We start from the raw sequence: 16,906 nt of genomic DNA on the forward strand, positions 1-16,906 counted from the left end.
AGTACACATGTTCGTGTCACTAATTTATCTTTTTACTATTGCGTATTGGTAGTTCTTTGAGCACAAGTTCATGCGATATTTCCTGTCTGATGAGCGGTTAACGCATCATAATAGGCTTCAAGCGAACGGTCTAGAATCGTCTGGAAAATAAAAGGTTCTACTTCTGGTAATAAATCACGTGCATATTCCCAGGCATTTTCTTCGATCCGTAGAGAAATACGGGCAGATTGCAAAGAATCTGAACACCGCTCCAGTTCATCCGCAAGCATCTCTAACATAGGATCATGCGCATGACCTAATTCGTGAGCAAATATAATTTGAAAATACTGTTCAATATACTGTAATGATCCAAATAATTCAGTGCACTGCTCTTCGATCTCATGAATATATAAAGTAATCGTACGGCTGTTCATTCCGAACTTGCCACCTACCGAACGATCTCCTGGAAAATGTTCTTGGGTCAGAACATGTACATTACTATGCGCGCGCTGTAACAACTTTTCGATCACAAGCTCATGGTATAGATTCAAAAGGCATCCCTTCACTTTCTAGGAATTAAATTCCACAATATATCAGTATATAGGAGTTGTCGGAATTTGTAACTGATTTTATTACATTTTCTCAAAAGTAATCTGTTTCATTTTGCCCGTATGGCTGTAGAAGAGTATAATAAGTACGCAATCTATCATACGATTACTTGGGAGGATTTCATCTATGGATATTCATCATAAAACAGCTATTATCACAGGAGCAGGTAAAGGAATCGGTAAAGCGATTGCTGAAGCTCTTGCAAAAGAAGGCGTGCAATTAGGATTACTAGCACGTACAGCTTCGGATTTAGAAAAGGTAAAAGCAGAACTCACTTCGACTTACGATATTCAAGTATTTACAGCAACCGCAGATATCGGTAACTCGGAAGAAGCACGCCAAGCTGTAGCTTCTCTTGCAGCTTCTTTGGGACGTGTAGATATTCTGATTAATAATGCAGGTATCGGTAGCTTTGGCAAAATGGTTGATATGGACCCGGCAGAATGGGAAAACATTCTACGCGTCAATCTAATGGGTACATATTATGTCACTCATGAATTGTTGCCTGCTATGATCGAACAACAAAGTGGAGATATTATCAATATCGCTTCTACTGCGGGTGAACGTGGATTCGCTACAGGTTCAGCTTATTGCGCTTCTAAATTTGCTGTACTTGGTATGACAGAATCGTTGATGCAAGAAGTACGCAAATTCAATATTCGTGTAACTGCTTTAACACCAAGTACAGTAAACACACCACTTGCTGTCAATGCAGGTCTACCGATCGGTGACGAAGATCGAATGATGCAACCGGAAGACTTAGCTGAATTGGTTGTAGCTGCTCTTAAATTACCTTCTCGTGTATTGCTGAAAAGTGCAGGTCTGTGGACGAATAATCCGCAATAACTTGCATTTTGCTAGGTAGAATTGAATAAAATATATTTTATAAAATAAAGCCTTGGATATATTCAAGGCTTTTTCTTATATTGCGCTGATAAAGGGTATATATAATAGACAGAGGTATACCTTGCATAAGGAGTGAAGAGTATGAGATCAATATGTGTATTTGCAGGTTCAGGTACAGGATACAATAGTGATTATTTGCAGTACGCATCATTGTTGGGTCAACGTATTGCTGAACATCAGATTCATTTAATTTATGGAGGTTCCCGATTGGGATTGATGGGCGCTATCGCAGATGCCGCTTTACAAGCCGGAGGCAAAGTCACTGGAATTATGCCTGCTGGCTTGCTACATAGCGAAAGAGGGCATCAAGGATTAAGCGAATTGATTCGAGTCGATAGTATGCATGAACGCAAAGCAATGATGCAAGAAATGGCAGATGCTTTTATCGCTTTACCCGGCGGACTCGGTACACTGGAAGAATTATTTGAAGTATTGTGCTGGTCACAGATTGGGATTCATCATAAGCCGTTAGGATTGTATAATGTGAATCATTATTATGAACCACTATTACAGTTGATTCAACATACAGTACATGAAGGATTTTCAGGCACTTCTTCGTTGAGCCGTCTAGTCTATTCTGACGATGCTGATACATTGTTAGAACAAGTAAGTCATGATATGCCAATCACGTCTGATCTACGCTGGGATCCTTCCGCCTGGACATAACTAGCCTAAGAGTACATTATCATAGCCGCCAAAAAAGGGAGACGATAATATGTCTTTTTTGGCGGCTATTGGTTGTGTCTCTATATTGCACTACTCTGAATGTTCTAGTAGGTAATAGTATATTAAGCACATCTGATATACAAACTGTTCATGAGGATCATTGAGATCGAATCCGGTAATATCGCGAATACGTTCTAACCGATATTTGACAGAGTTGCGATGAATAGATAATTGACGGGCCGTTTCGATTAAGCTACTTCTACTTTCAAGATAGAAAAAAAGAGTACGTAATAAATCAGTCGTATGTTCTTCATCGTACTGTTTGAGCTTACCGAGCTTACGGTCGAACAATAGACCAAATCCTTTTTCATCCATTGTGCCACGTAGTAAATGATACACTTCGATATCTTTATAAGCAGTCAATGCTGTCTCTCCACTTAATCTACGTGAAATTGTCAGTGCATTACGTGCTTCACTAAATCCTTCATGAATATCCCACAACGCTTTGGGTCGACCAATCCCCGAGCGATAGCCTGCTAATTTCCCTTCCTGATCATTTAACCAGGATAATACAATTGTTGCCCACGGAATCGAAGACTGTCCTGCATCAATAGCTGGAGTAGCTTTTACTTGAGGGGTAGGTAAAAACAAAATGGCTCGATTGCTACGAAATTCAATATGAGGACGAATATTATATTTTGCTGCTTCTTGGTATAGTAACCTTGTCATCCATTCTTCATCCGGGGCTACACTGCCTTCAATAACGGCTACTTCCCATAAATGCAAAGGGTTCATGCCTAATTGCTGTCCACGTTGTTCTACTTCATGACGGGGTGGCGCAGGCGGAGTCATCAATTCATCTATAAAATTGCCACGTAATCGATTTTCAGTGTCTTCGATAATTTTATTACGCATCAATTCAAGAGCTAATACCAATCGTGCTTGTTCGATACCTACTTCTTCCATCGCATTCCATTGTTCTTTATCGATTAATAAATAAGCTACACTTCGCTGATCGATATTGATATTACGACGTACAGGATAACGTGCCTGACGAAAATCCCAACCGATTGGAGAGGAGACAATCAACGTTTCGCTATGATCAATAATAGCTACTGGTGCTTTTAACAAACCTGCTACATGATCACTTACCGCTTGAATACCGATATTTTCAAGAACCATCGCTGTTAATGTGCGATAAGTTTCATCTGATCGTTGTCGTAACTTTTCCTGTCGATATAATGTCTGTTCTATAGCGGCATAAGTGATATCCATATATGAAATATGTTCGGGTAACGAGATGATTGGTAATTCATATAAGTCACTTTGTAATATCGCTTCTGCGAGGATAGGTTGTATCTTCTGTGCAGATCTGATCATCAATCCTACAGCTTCACTTGTATGCAGTTGCTCTATCATATGGATCAGCACTTCAGGCTGTTGTTGAATAGGATATACATCGATAAAGATCAATGTTCCTTTGGGATAACCTTTTATAGTATAAGGCTGTTCGAGCATATCGATTTGCTTTACGAATCGCTCTAGGCCTTTGGCTCCACTGATCACTTGCGCCTCTTGCAATAAAGGCATATTTAATAACTCTTTTATAGTTAGTTCTACTGATCTCATTTTGCTCACCGCCGTATTTATCATGGTTGCTATTCTGTGCATTTTCAATATAGGGGGCTATATTGTACTTTCTATTATAAGATATTATCTCACATAAAAAAGCGCACCCTTGTCTAAAATAGATAAGGATCACGCTTTTGAGCAATATGATGATATGTTATCATTTATCCTTTGGTACCAGCAGTCAAATTCATACCTTCAATAAAGTAACGTTGAAAAACAAAAAACAATACGATAACAGGCAATAATACTAGAACAGAACCTGCCATCAAATAATTCCACTGTGTCTGTACACTGCCTCGAAAAGATTGCAGACCAATTTGTAAAGTATATAACGATTCATCATTCACATACAAAAGTGGCCCCAAAAAGTCATTCCATGCTCCATTAAAGGAAAGAATAGCTATCGTTGCCAGTGCTGGCTTGGATAATGGAATAATCACTCTAAGCCATGTATAAAAATGACTAGCTCCGTCGATCTTTGCTGCTTCACTCAGTTCTCGAGGAATACTTAAATAAAATTGACGTAACATAAAAATATAAAAAGCACTGCCTAAAAACTGAGGAATAATTAACGGATAGTACGTCCCTACAAGATGCAATTTGGAAAACATCACATACTGCGGAATTAATGTTACAAACCCTGGAATCATCATCGTTGCCAGCAGAATCGAAAACCATACTTTTTTACCTCGAAAACGAATACGTGCGAATCCGTAAGCGACAAATGAATTCACGATCACATTTCCTGTGACTGCAAAAAAAGAAAGCAACAATGTATTTAACGTATACTGTGTAAATGGAGCCGCTACCCATGTACGAATATAATTATCAATATGAAATGTTTGCGGAATAAAAGTAGGTGGGTACTGTGCTATTTCTTGCATCGACTTTAGAGAGGTTGCTATCATCCACCAAAGCGGCAACAAAAATAATATACTTCCTAGCGCTAACACGATAAAAATAACAATTTGGCGCAAAGATACCCGTTTTTTTCGATAATCTGTCTGTTGCCCTGAATAATATAGGGAACTACCCATTATTGATCCTCTCCTTCATAGTACACCCAACGTTTGGATAGCTTCATATTGATTAATGTCAGCACCAGAACAATAGCAAATAGTACCCATGCCATTCCCATAGCATAGCCCATATCAAATACGGTGAACGCTTTGTGCCACATGTGCAAATTATAAAAAAGTAGTGAATTCATCGATCCACCACTACCGTTCTCAGTCATTACATATCCTTCCTGGAACACTTGAAATCCACCAATAAAGCTCGTAATTACATCAAAGAAAATAACCGGCGAAATCATAGGCAGTGTAATATGCCAGAAGCGACGAAATACAGAGGCTCCGTCTAACTTGGCAGCCTCATATAGCTGTGCAGGCACCCCTTGTAAGCTGGCTAAATATAACAACATTCCGCCGCCGACTGCCCACATTTTCATCATAATAATAGCAGGCTTGGTCCACATCGGATCACTTAACCATGCAGGGCCTGAGATTCCAATCCATGATAACAATGTATTGATTAATCCACTGGTCGGGCTAAGCAATTGCATCCAGAGAAAATAGACACCTACCCCTGAAAGCACAGCCGGCAAATAATAAATAGTCCGAAAAAAACGCATCCCTACTACTTTTTCGTTCAATAACAAAGCAAGCAAAATAGAACCTATCGTCGTTAAAGGAACCATCCAGACGACATAATACAATGTATTACTCAAAGACCTCCAAAATAAAGGATCATCTGTAAACATGCGTCTATAATTATCAAGCCCGATAAAATCCATACGTGATGTTACATCATAATTGGTAAAACTGGCATACAGAGAAAAGAGCATAGGAAACAAAGTAATCCCAAATAATCCAATTAACCATGGAAGAATAAATAGATATCCTTGTCGTTCTTCCTGACGTGCTAATTTAGATATTTTCGGACGTTTTTGCCCGATCATTGCTTTCATAATTAACCCCCTTTGATACAGTACAAAGCGAGAGCCAAAAACGGATCAGCTCCGACTCAGCTCTCGCCTCTAACTGGAATAACACAGACTATAATGACTAGTGGATTATTATTTATTTTGTGCCATCAAACTTTGAATATCTTGCTGTGCAGCGGCTAGTGCTTGTTCAGGTGTTTCTTGACCTAGAAATACAGCATCCATATGCGGATTAATCAGATTTTTATAATCAGGAGCACTGAGCGGAATCGGAAACAGCTTGGTGCTCTCTAAATTTTGAACAGACGCTTTATAGACTGGATTTTGATTAGCTTCTTTATCCTTAGCGGCTTCTATATTAGCCACATTATCGAAGTTCTCCATCGCCCAATATTTTTGAGCGTCTACTCCGGTTAAATATTTCATAAATTCCCATGCTTCAGCAGGGTGCTTAGCTCCACGAGGAATCTCGACCACGAATCCGCCACCTGTACTCCAATGACCTGAACCACTTTCCCGTTCTGGAATAGGAGCTACACCAAAGTCCATATCTTTGCCAAACTCTTCAAGTTGAGTATTGTATGTGCCTGTCTGAATATACATAGCGACTTTACCTGAAATAAAAGCATCACTTTGTCCGTTACCAAATTCTGCTTTCATAGCATCTACTGTCTGGCGACCCAAGCGATCTTGCCAGGAAAGTAACCATTTCAATGTGGCTGCTTTGCCAGGTGTGTTAATAGTAGTCTGGTCGTTGGCATCAAAATAACCGTTGCCATTATCTCCATTCATCAACCAGCTATCTACACCAAAATCACCCCAAAGTGGATAAAATCCTACTTGTTCGTAGGTCTGTCCACTTTTTTTGTCTAACTTTTTGGCATATTCCTCTAATTCAGCCCATGTTTGCGGTGGATCATTAGGATCAAGCCCTGCTTCTTTGAAAGCCGTTTTGTTGTAGTACAACATACGGGTATCGGTGTTAAAAGGTAATGCATATGCTTCATTGTTATATAGTACATTTTCCCATAATTCTGGATAAAAGGTGTCGGCAATATTGTCTTTTTGCAAATAAGGAGTAAGATTGGTATTTTGATTTTTGCTGGCGCGAAGATTTACATTAGCGTAATCATTAATAATAACATCAGCAGGATTTCCAGCTGCTACAGCCGCTAGATTTTTGGTCCAGATATCACCAAAAGGAAGGTATGTATGCTTGACGATGATTCGATCCTGCGAAGCATTAAAATCATTAATGATTTTTTCGATAATCGGACGACGTGTCTCTGAACCCCAAAATGTCCAAAAATCGATTTCTACTTTTCCATCTGCTCTGGGTTCAGATGAATCAGATCGTGGTGTACAGGCAGTTAGCAACAGCAAAAGAATCATAGGGATAATCCATATCATACGGATTGAAAACTTATAATGCATTAACCAATTCCTCCTTATTTATAAATAAAGATTATAAAATCTCTTTTATTACAATAAACGACAAAACATCGCTTTGAATCCATTTATGACAATAAAAAAAGAGCCATATCTCTTTTTATAAATCTAAGAGATATGGCTCTTGTGAGATAAGTTATTGTAACAGTTCGCCAGCACGCATAATCAGTACATCATCTAGATATACATCTGGCTTTTGAACAACAGCATCAATATGTACTCCTGCGGCAACTGTTCCACCAAATGTATTATTACTACCAAAAGCTACATGGATAGTGCCATATACTTTTTCATCTTCTAATACGATTCCTGTAATACGTGCTTTGTCGTTAGTACCAATTCCGAACTCGCCTAGTATGCGTCCATCTCCATCCCCTAGCATGAGCAACAATTCAGCGCCTGTATCCCCTTCTGCCGCTACCAGACGACCTTCACTAATATTAAGCAATAATGGAGAATCTAAAGCACCTATTCCAGCGATAGAACCATCAATTACGATCTGCCCTTGAGCTGTTCCTTCCATTGGAGCAATATAAGCTTCACCAGAAGGTAAATTACCTGATTCTCCAGGATTGAGATACAATCCAGTGCTCGGTACACCTTCACGTTCTTCTATCGAAAAGGATAGGCTATATCCTTCTTTTTCTATCCGTACGGTTGATGCTTTTGTAAGTAAAGCAGTCACATGTTCTGTTAATTCTTTGACTTTAGAATACTCTGCTGTAATCGCACCATGGGTAAACATATCTTCTGTAATGCCCGGCATCGTTGCTACACGTGTACCTGCCGCAGCCGCTTGTTTGCGTGCAGCTGTATGCGTTAACGAATAGCGTGTCACACAGATCGCTACAGAAGCATTCATCATCGCTGTAGCGATAGAGGCTGGTGGTTCTTCTCCTGATTTGCTACGTTCTTGCATCACCATCAACATGGACTCTGCGCCTAAGCGCTTGCCTGCTTCATATAGAGATTCAGCAAGATGTTTACGACTATCGTCTGCTACAACGACCAGTGATTCGCCTGCTTTTAGTCCAAGACAATCGATCAATACATTTTTGCTAATTTCAATACGTTCTTCACTCATCCCTATATCCACCCTTTGATTACTAGATTATAAATAAGATCATTCACTTGCTGTATGTATTATATTGTTCCACAACTCTGTCTAAAATACCAATCAGATGTGTACGATATCTATCCTTTTCAAGGTATACTATAGGTGCAAATGATACATAAGAGAGTGGGGGAATCTGAATGAAGCAAGCGTTACTTATTATTGATATGCAAGAAATCTTTTTCGATCTGCCTGAAAATGCGCTCTATCAGCGTGATCAATTAACCGAAAAGGTCAACCAACTGATCGCTCAAGCTCGCGCCGTCAATTGTCCGGTGATCTTTATTCAACATACCAGTTATACCCCGGGTGAAGAGTTATATGTCGATACACCTGAATGGGAAATACATCATAAGATTAATCGTCAGGCAGAAGATCCTATTTTCCGCAAAACCAAATGGGATGCTTTTTACGAGACAGATTTATTGGCATGGCTACAAGATAATCAGATAGAACAGATTGTTTTTGCCGGTGCACAGACTGAATTTTGTATCGATACTTCATTACGTGCGGCATACAGTCTAGGGTATCAATCCAATATTGTTATCCAAAACGGGACAAGTACACTGGATAGTCAGGTACTACGTGCAGATCAGATTATTGCTCACCATGAGAACATCTGGAATGGGCGCTTTGCTACTGTGCAATCGGTAAAAGATGTATTATTTCAACCGATGATGAGTAGCTAATTAGCAGATATGTGAGTTTGTCGTTTATCCTTTTCATTTACCAATAAAAAAGGGCTTTACTATACGCTATTGATGTAATCTATTCTTTATTTCTAGGAAATATTTGTATTTTCTAAAAAGTGAAGAGTAGATTTTTTTGTTTAATGTAACTTTATCTAACAATTAATGATTTATTTATTGAGCTATTTCATTATTATTGGTAATATACTTATCATATAAAGTAAATTAATAGGGGGTTATGATTTGAAAAAGACTCATTTTTTACCTTTTATCGCATTGATTATGGTTATTATGTTATCTGCTTGTGGTACACCACCTGCGAAAGATCCTGTACCTGCGGCTTCAACCGATGCAGGTACAGCCTCAACCACTACAGGTGATGAGACAATCAAAGTCGCTACAGACGCTTCATATGCTCCTATGGAATTTATGGATTTGGATAAAGTATCAGGATTTGATATTGATTTTCTAGCGGCTGTTATGGCAGAAGCTGGCTTGAAATACGAGGTTACTAATATTGGATGGGACACGTTATTGGAAAGTGTTAAACAAGGTACCGAGTACAAAGCAGGGATCTCTGCTGTCTCGATCACCGATGAACGTAAAGAAACTTATTCGTTCTCTATCCCTTATTTTGAATCCACTAATATGATTATGGTTAAAGAAGGAAGCTCGATCAAAAGTGCAACTGACCTGAAAGACAAAACAGTTGCTGTGCAAAACGGAACAACTGCAGACATTCTGATGTCCAAAATTATGGGACAAAACAGTACTAATCTTAAAAAATTCGATAGTAATACGTTAGCTCTGCTCGAACTGGATAATGGTGGTGCAGATGCAGTAGTCGCAGATATTGCCGTAGTGCGCGAATATATCAAAAACAATCCAAATAACAAATTAGTCGGCATTACCGATAATACTAATTTCAATTCAGAATACTATGGACTGATCTATCCTAAAGACAGCGATCTTAAAGCCAAAATCGATCCTGCTATTCAAACTGTGATCGACAATGGAAAATATGCTGAAATCTATCAAAAATGGTTCGGTACAGCGCCTGATCTCACTAATTTAAAAGCCGAAATCACCAAAGCAGGCACATCTTAATTCTGCTGCGTCTAGCCATATTCGCTTAGTCCATGTATCACTCTACAAAGAAAGTATGCGTTATACAGCAATCACGCATACTTTCTTTGGTATAAAAACCTTTTTGAATAGGAAGGGACTCTTCATGACAGACTTTAGATTCGATATTATTGCTTACTATCTCCCGATCTTATTAAAAGGCACTTTATTAACGATTGGTATTTCATTTGCAGGGATTATTTTCGGTTCGATACTTGGGCTGATTATGGGATTTGGACGTATGTCCTCCAAAGCGTACTTTCAATTACCGACAGCGTGTTATATCAACTTTTTCCGCGGAACGCCGTTGCTCGTGCAAGTACTTATGGTGCATTTTGGATTGATTCCATTGCTGTTAGACCGAAGCGATCCGATTCTAGCCGCTATCGTAGCATTAACCCTTAATTCAGCCGCGTACACGGCCGAGATTTTTCGTGCCGGTATTCAATCGGTAGACAAAGGGCAGACTGAAGCGGCGTTATCTTTAGGGATGACACGCCGCCAGACGATGCGTTATATTATTTTGCCTCAAGCGATCAAGCGAATGATTCCTGCATTTGGTAATGAATTTATTGTATTGATTAAAGACTCTTCCTTAGTCGCTATTATTGCGGCTCCTGAACTCATGTACTATGCCAACAGCATGCGTGGACAATATATGCGTGTATGGGAACCCTATATCACCGCTTCAATCATCTACTTTATTCTTACCTATTCGTTAAGTAAATTATTGAATTGGTTCGAAAAGAGAATCAATTAGTCTACGCTGAATGACTAATCAGTATATAGGCTGCGAATAAAACAATATAAGATGCAAAAGAAACGGCCATCATTTTTACAGGTTTACGAGTTAAATCGAGTACTCCTTTTATGCCGGTATTCAAAAATATACTGATTAATATGCCTAAAGTTGTTGCTAATGCCAACATCGCCATACAGAACAAAATTGCTTCCATGTTTAGTCCTCCCTATCTATTTTGTATTCATATCGTAATAATTTCATCTTAATAGGTAGAGTTTAAAAAACAGCTTCTTTTGGTTTAAATTTGGTTTAAATATTCCAAAGCTATTCAAATCAAAAAGTCGTAAAATCATTAAGATTTTACGACTTTTGTTATATGTATCATATTTTATATTCATTTATTTAGTAATCATAATCACTGTTCCTTGTTCGTTACTGTTCATCGTATACCATAAATTCATTTGCTTACACATCATCTCAATAATAGAAAGCCCTATTCCTGCGCCTTTATGATCTGATACACTATCCAATCCAGAACCATGATCTTGGATTCTAATTCCAGCATTCAGACCTTGTGGATACGTTTCTACTGAAATGTATTTTCCTACAGAAGCATGACGCAAAATGTTTTGAAAAATATTATCTAAAATTCGTTTAAACCATAATTCATCAATCTCCCATATAAGCGGATGCTCCAAAAGAATATTAATTTCAAAATGTTCTTTTTCAAACAAAGGATACCATGATGTAAGAGATGAACGAATAACTTTGACAACATCTGTCGATTGTATATGGATTGGTAATTTACCTGCAGCTAGTAAAGAAAATGAAGATAAGTTGTCGATTAATTCACCCATATGCGTGATTTTATCGTTAATGATCTGGACAGAATGACTTCCCTTTTCGCTTAATGATTCATGATCTAATATAAACGCATGACTACGAATAACGGTTAATGGAGTTCTTAGATCATGAGACAGATCAGCAACTAATTTTTTGCGAAGTTCTGTTTCTTCTTGTTCTTTATATTTACTTTGTTTAAGCTTATTTACCATCTGATTAAAAGAATGTTCTACTTGCCCTATTTCATCTTCATGACGAACCTTCATGATATTAGGAATACCATCTTGATCCACTTTCTGCATATGATCTTGCAGGCGAACCAATCGTTTTTGAATTTTGGAAAAGAAGATCCAAGAATTAAAAAGAAAAAGTAAACAGATACATAGAAAGCCAAGAAACCAAAATGGAGCATACTTTTTGCGCATAATCTCCCATTGAGATCCTACGATAGAATAAGGCGTTTCGAGAAAGCCATATCCTTGATTCTGGCTTCCTTTGATATATCCACTAATGACAAGATTTTGTTGACTCGCTTTTTGAGTCCACTCTGTAACTTCACTAACATTAAGTGGAGACTTAGGAAGTATTGTTGCTTTGGCAGACATATATAATACTTCGCCATCATCACTAATCCAGACCATATTAGAGTGTTTATATTGCTGATTATTTTGAAAATCTGTTAAAATCTCAGCATCTGATTGTCCACTCCAGCGATTCGCATCTTGTCGCCATACCGTTTCTAACTTTTCTTTTTCATAATAAATATGATTCTGCTGATCGATAATGTACGTCAACGTAACATAATAAACAAAATTAACAATAATAAAAGCTAAAGGAAAAAACAACACAGACACAATAATATTTATTACATATTTAGTCGATAACTTCATTGCTTGATCCTATAACCTATTCCACGAATCGTTTCCAAAATAATAGGTTTGTTGGGGTTTTCCTCTATTTTTTGACGCAAATATCTGATATGTACCATCAATGTTTTATCCCCTTCCATATAATGTTGATTCCAGATATTTTCGTAGATCTGTTCTTTAGTCAAAATTTGATTAGGATGATTTAATAAAAGGATAAAGATTTTAAATTGCTTATCTGTTAAAAAGATTTCTTCTGCTGTATATCGATTAATAATTCTTTTTTCTTGTAAATGGATCTGCAAATGATGTAATACAAGTTCGTGCATAGGGTGTTTATTGAATCGTCTTAACAGCACTTCGATACGTGCTATTAATTCTTCGGGATGAAATGGTTTGGTTATATAGTCATCTGCAAACTCTAATCCTTTTAACTTATCTTCCATTGCTGTACGCGCTGTTAAAAGCAGAATTGGAATGTCTATATGCATTTCCTTGATTCGTTGCCCTACAGTAAAGCCATCTAATCCTGGCATCATAACATCTAAGATTACGATATCTTTTGCTTCAATATGTTGCTCATACTGGTAGGATGAAGTAAGCCATATTACTCTATGCCCTTTTTGTTCTAATATGTCATAAACAAATTCGCCAATTTCTTGATCATCTTCAATATACAAAATATTGCTCATGACTGCTTTCACCACCTGCCCATAAATTGTAATTCAAGTCAAAAAAAGCTTATACCAAAAAAGTTTTAGTTGCAAATACATGCAAATTTCTTTTCGATATAAGCTTATTATGATAAATCTATCTGTTAACCAATCAGTACCTTTTCTTCCGGGTAACTGAACTTGGCTTCTTTGTTTTTCTGTGCAAGTGCATAGGCTAGAGCCAGTGGGCCCAGACGACCGATATACATCGTAATAATAATAAGGATTTTGCCCGCAGGTGTGAGATGAGGGGTTAAGCCCATCGACGAACCTACTGTACCAAACGCAGAAACAGTTTCATAAAAAATGCTTAGAAATTGAGCGCCTGTTCCACTTTCCGTCAGTGTCAGTAAAATGGTCATCGTAAACACAATCCCAAGCGAGATCATAATAACAGCCAGTGCGCGAAATGCGGTATCAAAGCTAATTCTGCGATGGAACGCACGAATCTCACTACGACCACGTACCACACTGTATAGAGCCAGCATTAGAATCGCAAATGTATTCGTTTTGATCCCACCACCGGTTGAACCGCTGGCAGCTCCAATAAACATTAAAATAATAAATACAAATTGTGTTGCCGCCATCAGACCACCGATATCGACAGTATTATAACCGGATGAACGGGGCATAACACCCTGAAATAGCGATGCCCATATTTTCTCAGTTATACTCAAATGTCCAAGTGTAGCTGGATTTCCCCACTCTACTACAAGGACAAATAATACACCGAACACTGTCGCTATCGCTGAAGTCATCAGTACCAATTTCGTATTTAACGAGAACCGACGCCATCTGCGCTTTTGCAATATATCGGTCACGACAATAAATCCAAGTCCACCGATTACAAATAGTGAAATAACGACCGTATTGACTACCGGATCACCAACATGGCTGGACAAGCTATCTGGAGACAACGAGAACCCTGCATTATTAAAAGAAGATATGGCGTAAAAAGCACCTTGATACAGAGCAGGTGCCCAACCCATCGTCGGTCCCCAATGTAGCGTCAATGTGATCATTGCCACAAATTCCAGTACAAAAGCGATTAGGAAGATGTTAAGTGACAATTTCACTAATCCCTGTGTGGAAAAAGCATTAGTCGCTTGCTGAATCATTAAGCGATGCTTGAGTCCAATCTGCTTGCCCAGTAATACAGCAAACAGCACCCCGAATGTCATAAATCCAAGTCCACCAATCTGGATCAGAACCATAATGACCAGCTCACCAAATAGTGAAAAGCTCGCTCCAGTATCAATAACTGCAAGCCCTGTCACACAGACAGCCGAAGTCGAAGTAAAAAAAGCATTCAGTAATCCTACACTGTGGCCATTTGTACCGGCTATCGGGAGACTCAATAGTATCGTCCCGATCAATATCATCCCTGCAAATCCCAGTGGAATCAAACGTGCCGGATGCACAAATCCCTTCATATGCCTTGCCATTTTATTCAAAATAATATTCCTTTCGTGTTAATGAAACGGACAGCCTCCTTGCGAAACAGAAGCTTTCGGTTCATATGCTTTATCCTGATAAAAGAAATTAGGGGTTACTACCCGATTATCATACGATTGATGAAAAATATGCGTAGTCGCAGGTGACATCGGCGGAACCAGCCATGTCCAGTTGCCTGTTACTGCTCGTCCTGCTTCCGCTTCCCGTTGTTCAAAACGCTGAAATTGTGAAGCTGCTGTATGATGATCTACTATACTCACACCTGCTTCTTTGAACGAATGCAATACGGCCAAATTCAGTTCAACTAATGCACGATCTTTCCATAATGTCGCTTTACTGCTGGTATCGAGTCCCATGATTTTTGCCATTTGTGGTAACAAGTTATACCGATGTTCGTCTGCAAAGTTACGTGCACCAATCTCTGTACCCATATACCAGCCGTTAAAAGGTGCTGCTGTGTAATGGATACCGCCAATCGTTAAGCGCATTTCAGATACGATGGGAACAGCGTACCACTTTAATTCCAATTCTGTAAATCCCGGAAAATCTGGATGGATCATCGGCACTTCCATTACATCTGCTTGCGGAATCTCAAACCAACGTGGAGTCCCATTGTGTTCACTAATCACTAAAGGAAGAACATCAAACGAAGTTCCTGCTCCTGTCCAACCTAACTTTTCACAAAATTGCGTAAAATCAAGTGAAGCGGGATCACCAATAATCCCCTTCTCTGTCTGATAACCTGCATAACGAATCAATTGATGATTCCAAATTCTCATCTCCGATCCGTCGATCGCACGTGGTCTAAAAATAGTGATCGTTGGACGAACTTTACCTCCATTTGTAGCATATCGGATATGCTCAAGTAAAGAGTCTGCAATCTGCTCTGTCCCTTGAATATGGCGCTCATCACGCACTTGTAGATTATCCCAAAATAAGCGTCCAATACAGCGATTACTATTGCGCCACGCCATTTTGGCTCCATGTTCTAATTCTTCAAATGTATGTTCATAGCTTCCATTGTTTTGAATATCATGCTCTACCTGTTGCAAGCGTGCTTCTAGCTCATCTTCACTTTTGCCAAGTTCTTGATAACATTGACGCAAAAATAATGTTGCTTCCTGCATTAACGGATGTGTAACGGCCATATATTCCACCTCATTTTATCTTATCCATTAGAATCCACTTCTACCACAATATAAAAACAGGCGACGCTCTGGTGGGAGCCCGCCTGATTGGTCTGCTTATCGTTATTAGGATTGTCCATATTATACGTTACAAAACAGTGCTTCGGCAGTGTTATGATACAATTGTCACAGAACGTGCACATCCTTGCTGTATAAGGGCTGAGAGACTTTCCATATCGTTCCATAAATAGAGGGCACACTCTAAAATACGCATCAATATTGCATTTGGATGACTACATTATATAATCCATTTTATTGTTTCAAAGGAACGCTATGATCGACTTCCGTCCATACTCAGCACTTTACTTTCTATCTTATCGACAACAAAAGCCCTCCAGATGATACTCTGAAGGGCTTTACTATGAATAACTCATATGAACAAGATTGCTTGGATAGCTATTAGCTAGAAAATGTAATCTTAGCGACCAAGATAAGCGTTCAACATCCATGCTGCTTTTTCAATTTCACCACGAATACCGATCAATAGATCAGCTGTTGGTTGGTCACTGACTTGCTCTGCAAGAACAATCGTTTCTGTTAACTCTGTAGATACGGTTGCAATATCTTCTACAAGTGAACTTACCATTTGATTTGCTTGCTCTGTACCTGTTGCTTCAAGCAATGTAGACAATTCCAATTGCTCACGAAGTGTAGCTACAGGTTGACCACCGATTGCGAGTAAACGCTCAGCAATATCGTCCATATACACAGTAGCTTGATCGTACAATTCTTCGAATTTAGCATGTAGTGTAAAGAAGTTTTCACCTTTGACGTACCAGTGGAAATTGTGAAGTTTGGTATAAAGCAAAGACCAGTTCGCAATTTGAACATTCAAAGCGTTATATAATGCAGTTGTTTGTGTAGTCTCAGTTGTAGTAGAAGTGTTTTGTAGAGATGTCATAGATAATTCCTCTTTTCGTTTTGTATTTTTAAATTTAGACTTATTCTAATTCCTGAATTAATCATAACAGATAGACTACCATTTG

At 38.6% G+C, this 16,906-nt stretch carries 17 protein-coding genes; 5 read left to right on the forward strand and 12 right to left on the reverse strand.

Annotation, left to right across the window (positions count from 1 at the left end):
* Nucleotides 1-68: 68 nt before the first annotated feature.
* Nucleotides 69-530, reverse strand: a complete 462-nt coding sequence (locus tag PQ456_RS20665; RefSeq protein ID WP_273613895.1) for a hypothetical protein — start codon at nt 528-530, stop codon at nt 69-71.
* Between the two features lie 184 nt (nt 531-714).
* Here PQ456_RS20665 and PQ456_RS20670 point away from each other — a divergent pair, with 184 nt between their 5' ends.
* On the forward strand, nt 715-1,434 hold the full coding sequence (locus PQ456_RS20670) for a 3-ketoacyl-ACP reductase (RefSeq protein WP_273613896.1): 720 nt from the start codon (nt 715-717) through the stop codon (nt 1,432-1,434).
* Nucleotides 1,435-1,575: 141 nt separating this feature from the next.
* Nucleotides 1,576-2,160: an LOG family protein gene (locus PQ456_RS20675; protein WP_273613897.1), complete on the forward strand. Its 585-nt coding sequence runs from the start codon at nt 1,576-1,578 to the stop codon at nt 2,158-2,160.
* Between the two features lie 90 nt (nt 2,161-2,250).
* On the opposite strand, the gene PQ456_RS20680 is transcribed toward PQ456_RS20675, so the two are convergent.
* From PQ456_RS20680 to PQ456_RS20700, 5 genes are all read right to left on the reverse strand, one after another.
* Nucleotides 2,251-3,789 (reverse strand): PucR family transcriptional regulator, encoded by a 1,539-nt coding sequence (locus PQ456_RS20680; protein WP_273613898.1) that lies wholly within the window; start codon nt 3,787-3,789, stop codon nt 2,251-2,253.
* A 164-nt stretch (nt 3,790-3,953) separates the two neighbouring features.
* Nucleotides 3,954-4,829: a carbohydrate ABC transporter permease gene (locus tag PQ456_RS20685; RefSeq protein WP_273613899.1), complete on the reverse strand. Its 876-nt coding sequence runs from the start codon at nt 4,827-4,829 to the stop codon at nt 3,954-3,956.
* The gene (locus PQ456_RS20690) at nt 4,829-5,761 is read right to left on the reverse strand and encodes a carbohydrate ABC transporter permease (protein WP_273613900.1); all 933 of its coding nucleotides are present in this window, start codon (nt 5,759-5,761) and stop codon (nt 4,829-4,831) included. The genes PQ456_RS20685 and PQ456_RS20690 overlap by 1 nt, the downstream gene beginning before the upstream one ends.
* A 108-nt stretch (nt 5,762-5,869) precedes the next feature.
* Nucleotides 5,870-7,171, reverse strand: coding sequence for an ABC transporter substrate-binding protein (locus PQ456_RS20695; protein ID WP_273613901.1), 1,302 nt, complete (start codon nt 7,169-7,171; stop codon nt 5,870-5,872).
* 151 nt (nt 7,172-7,322) lie between these two features.
* Nucleotides 7,323-8,270 carry an aminopeptidase gene (locus PQ456_RS20700; protein WP_273613902.1) on the reverse strand — a complete coding sequence of 316 codons (948 nt, stop codon included), beginning with the start codon at nt 8,268-8,270 and terminating at the stop codon, nt 7,323-7,325.
* Nucleotides 8,271-8,440: 170 nt separating this feature from the next.
* Between PQ456_RS20700 and PQ456_RS20705 the strand changes: the two genes are divergently transcribed.
* The 3 genes from PQ456_RS20705 to PQ456_RS20715 all read left to right on the forward strand — a co-directional run bounded on the left by PQ456_RS20705 (nt 8,441) and on the right by PQ456_RS20715 (nt 10,874).
* The gene (locus tag PQ456_RS20705) at nt 8,441-8,989 is read left to right on the forward strand and encodes a cysteine hydrolase family protein (protein ID WP_273613903.1); all 549 of its coding nucleotides are present in this window, start codon (nt 8,441-8,443) and stop codon (nt 8,987-8,989) included.
* Nucleotides 8,990-9,232: 243 nt separating this feature from the next.
* On the forward strand, nt 9,233-10,096 hold the full coding sequence (locus tag PQ456_RS20710) for a basic amino acid ABC transporter substrate-binding protein (protein WP_273613904.1): 864 nt from the start codon (nt 9,233-9,235) through the stop codon (nt 10,094-10,096).
* 124 nt (nt 10,097-10,220) lie between these two features.
* A complete protein-coding gene (locus PQ456_RS20715; RefSeq protein ID WP_273613905.1) occupies nt 10,221-10,874 on the forward strand; it encodes an amino acid ABC transporter permease in 654 nt (217 codons plus the stop codon).
* A gap of 1 nt (nt 10,875) precedes the next feature.
* On the opposite strand, the gene PQ456_RS20720 is transcribed toward PQ456_RS20715, so the two are convergent.
* The 6 genes from PQ456_RS20720 to PQ456_RS20745 all read right to left on the reverse strand — a co-directional run bounded on the left by PQ456_RS20720 (nt 10,876) and on the right by PQ456_RS20745 (nt 16,821).
* Nucleotides 10,876-11,070, reverse strand: coding sequence for a Mas-related G-protein coupled receptor member D (locus tag PQ456_RS20720; protein ID WP_273613906.1), 195 nt, complete (start codon nt 11,068-11,070; stop codon nt 10,876-10,878).
* A 184-nt stretch (nt 11,071-11,254) separates the two neighbouring features.
* Entirely contained in the window at nt 11,255-12,589 is a 1,335-nt protein-coding gene (locus tag PQ456_RS20725; protein WP_273613907.1) for a sensor histidine kinase, read from the reverse strand.
* Entirely contained in the window at nt 12,586-13,257 is a 672-nt protein-coding gene (locus PQ456_RS20730; RefSeq protein WP_273613908.1) for a response regulator transcription factor, read from the reverse strand. The genes PQ456_RS20725 and PQ456_RS20730 overlap by 4 nt, the downstream gene beginning before the upstream one ends.
* Before the next feature lie 125 nt (nt 13,258-13,382).
* Nucleotides 13,383-14,723, reverse strand: a complete 1,341-nt coding sequence (locus tag PQ456_RS20735) for a TrkH family potassium uptake protein (protein ID WP_273616371.1) — start codon at nt 14,721-14,723, stop codon at nt 13,383-13,385.
* 27 nt (nt 14,724-14,750) lie between these two features.
* A complete protein-coding gene (locus tag PQ456_RS20740; protein ID WP_273613909.1) occupies nt 14,751-15,881 on the reverse strand; it encodes a nitric oxide synthase oxygenase in 1,131 nt (376 codons plus the stop codon).
* Nucleotides 15,882-16,338: 457 nt separating this feature from the next.
* Complete coding sequence (locus PQ456_RS20745; RefSeq protein WP_069327677.1) at nt 16,339-16,821, reverse strand: Dps family protein; 483 nt, start codon at nt 16,819-16,821, stop codon at nt 16,339-16,341.
* Nucleotides 16,822-16,906: the final 85 nt, after the last annotated feature.

Source organism: Paenibacillus kyungheensis (assembly GCF_028606985.1).
GTDB lineage: Bacteria > Bacillota > Bacilli > Paenibacillales > Paenibacillaceae > Saccharibacillus > Saccharibacillus kyungheensis.

Bases quoted from the DNA above. Each gene is read 5' to 3' on its own strand.
- PQ456_RS20685 (WP_273613899.1), bottom strand. From the start codon at position 4,829: ATGGGTAGTTCCCTATATTATTCAGGGCAACAGACAGATTATCGAAAA.
- PQ456_RS20715 (WP_273613905.1), top strand. From the start codon at position 10,221: ATGACAGACTTTAGATTCGATATTATTGCTTACTATCTCCCGATCTTA.
- PQ456_RS20705 (WP_273613903.1), top strand. From the start codon at position 8,441: ATGAAGCAAGCGTTACTTATTATTGATATGCAAGAAATCTTTTTCGAT.
- PQ456_RS20680 (WP_273613898.1), bottom strand. From the start codon at position 3,789: ATGAGATCAGTAGAACTAACTATAAAAGAGTTATTAAATATGCCTTTA.
- PQ456_RS20720 (WP_273613906.1), bottom strand. From the start codon at position 11,070: ATGGAAGCAATTTTGTTCTGTATGGCGATGTTGGCATTAGCAACAACT.
- PQ456_RS20730 (WP_273613908.1), bottom strand. From the start codon at position 13,257: ATGAGCAATATTTTGTATATTGAAGATGATCAAGAAATTGGCGAATTT.
- PQ456_RS20735 (WP_273616371.1), bottom strand. From the start codon at position 14,723: ATGGCAAGGCATATGAAGGGATTTGTGCATCCGGCACGTTTGATTCCA.
- PQ456_RS20675 (WP_273613897.1), top strand. From the start codon at position 1,576: ATGAGATCAATATGTGTATTTGCAGGTTCAGGTACAGGATACAATAGT.
- PQ456_RS20740 (WP_273613909.1), bottom strand. From the start codon at position 15,881: ATGGCCGTTACACATCCGTTAATGCAGGAAGCAACATTATTTTTGCGT.
- PQ456_RS20670 (WP_273613896.1), top strand. From the start codon at position 715: ATGGATATTCATCATAAAACAGCTATTATCACAGGAGCAGGTAAAGGA.
- PQ456_RS20695 (WP_273613901.1), bottom strand. From the start codon at position 7,171: ATGCATTATAAGTTTTCAATCCGTATGATATGGATTATCCCTATGATT.
- PQ456_RS20700 (WP_273613902.1), bottom strand. From the start codon at position 8,270: ATGAGTGAAGAACGTATTGAAATTAGCAAAAATGTATTGATCGATTGT.
- PQ456_RS20725 (WP_273613907.1), bottom strand. From the start codon at position 12,589: ATGAAGTTATCGACTAAATATGTAATAAATATTATTGTGTCTGTGTTG.
- PQ456_RS20745 (WP_069327677.1), bottom strand. From the start codon at position 16,821: ATGACATCTCTACAAAACACTTCTACTACAACTGAGACTACACAAACA.
- PQ456_RS20690 (WP_273613900.1), bottom strand. From the start codon at position 5,761: ATGAAAGCAATGATCGGGCAAAAACGTCCGAAAATATCTAAATTAGCA.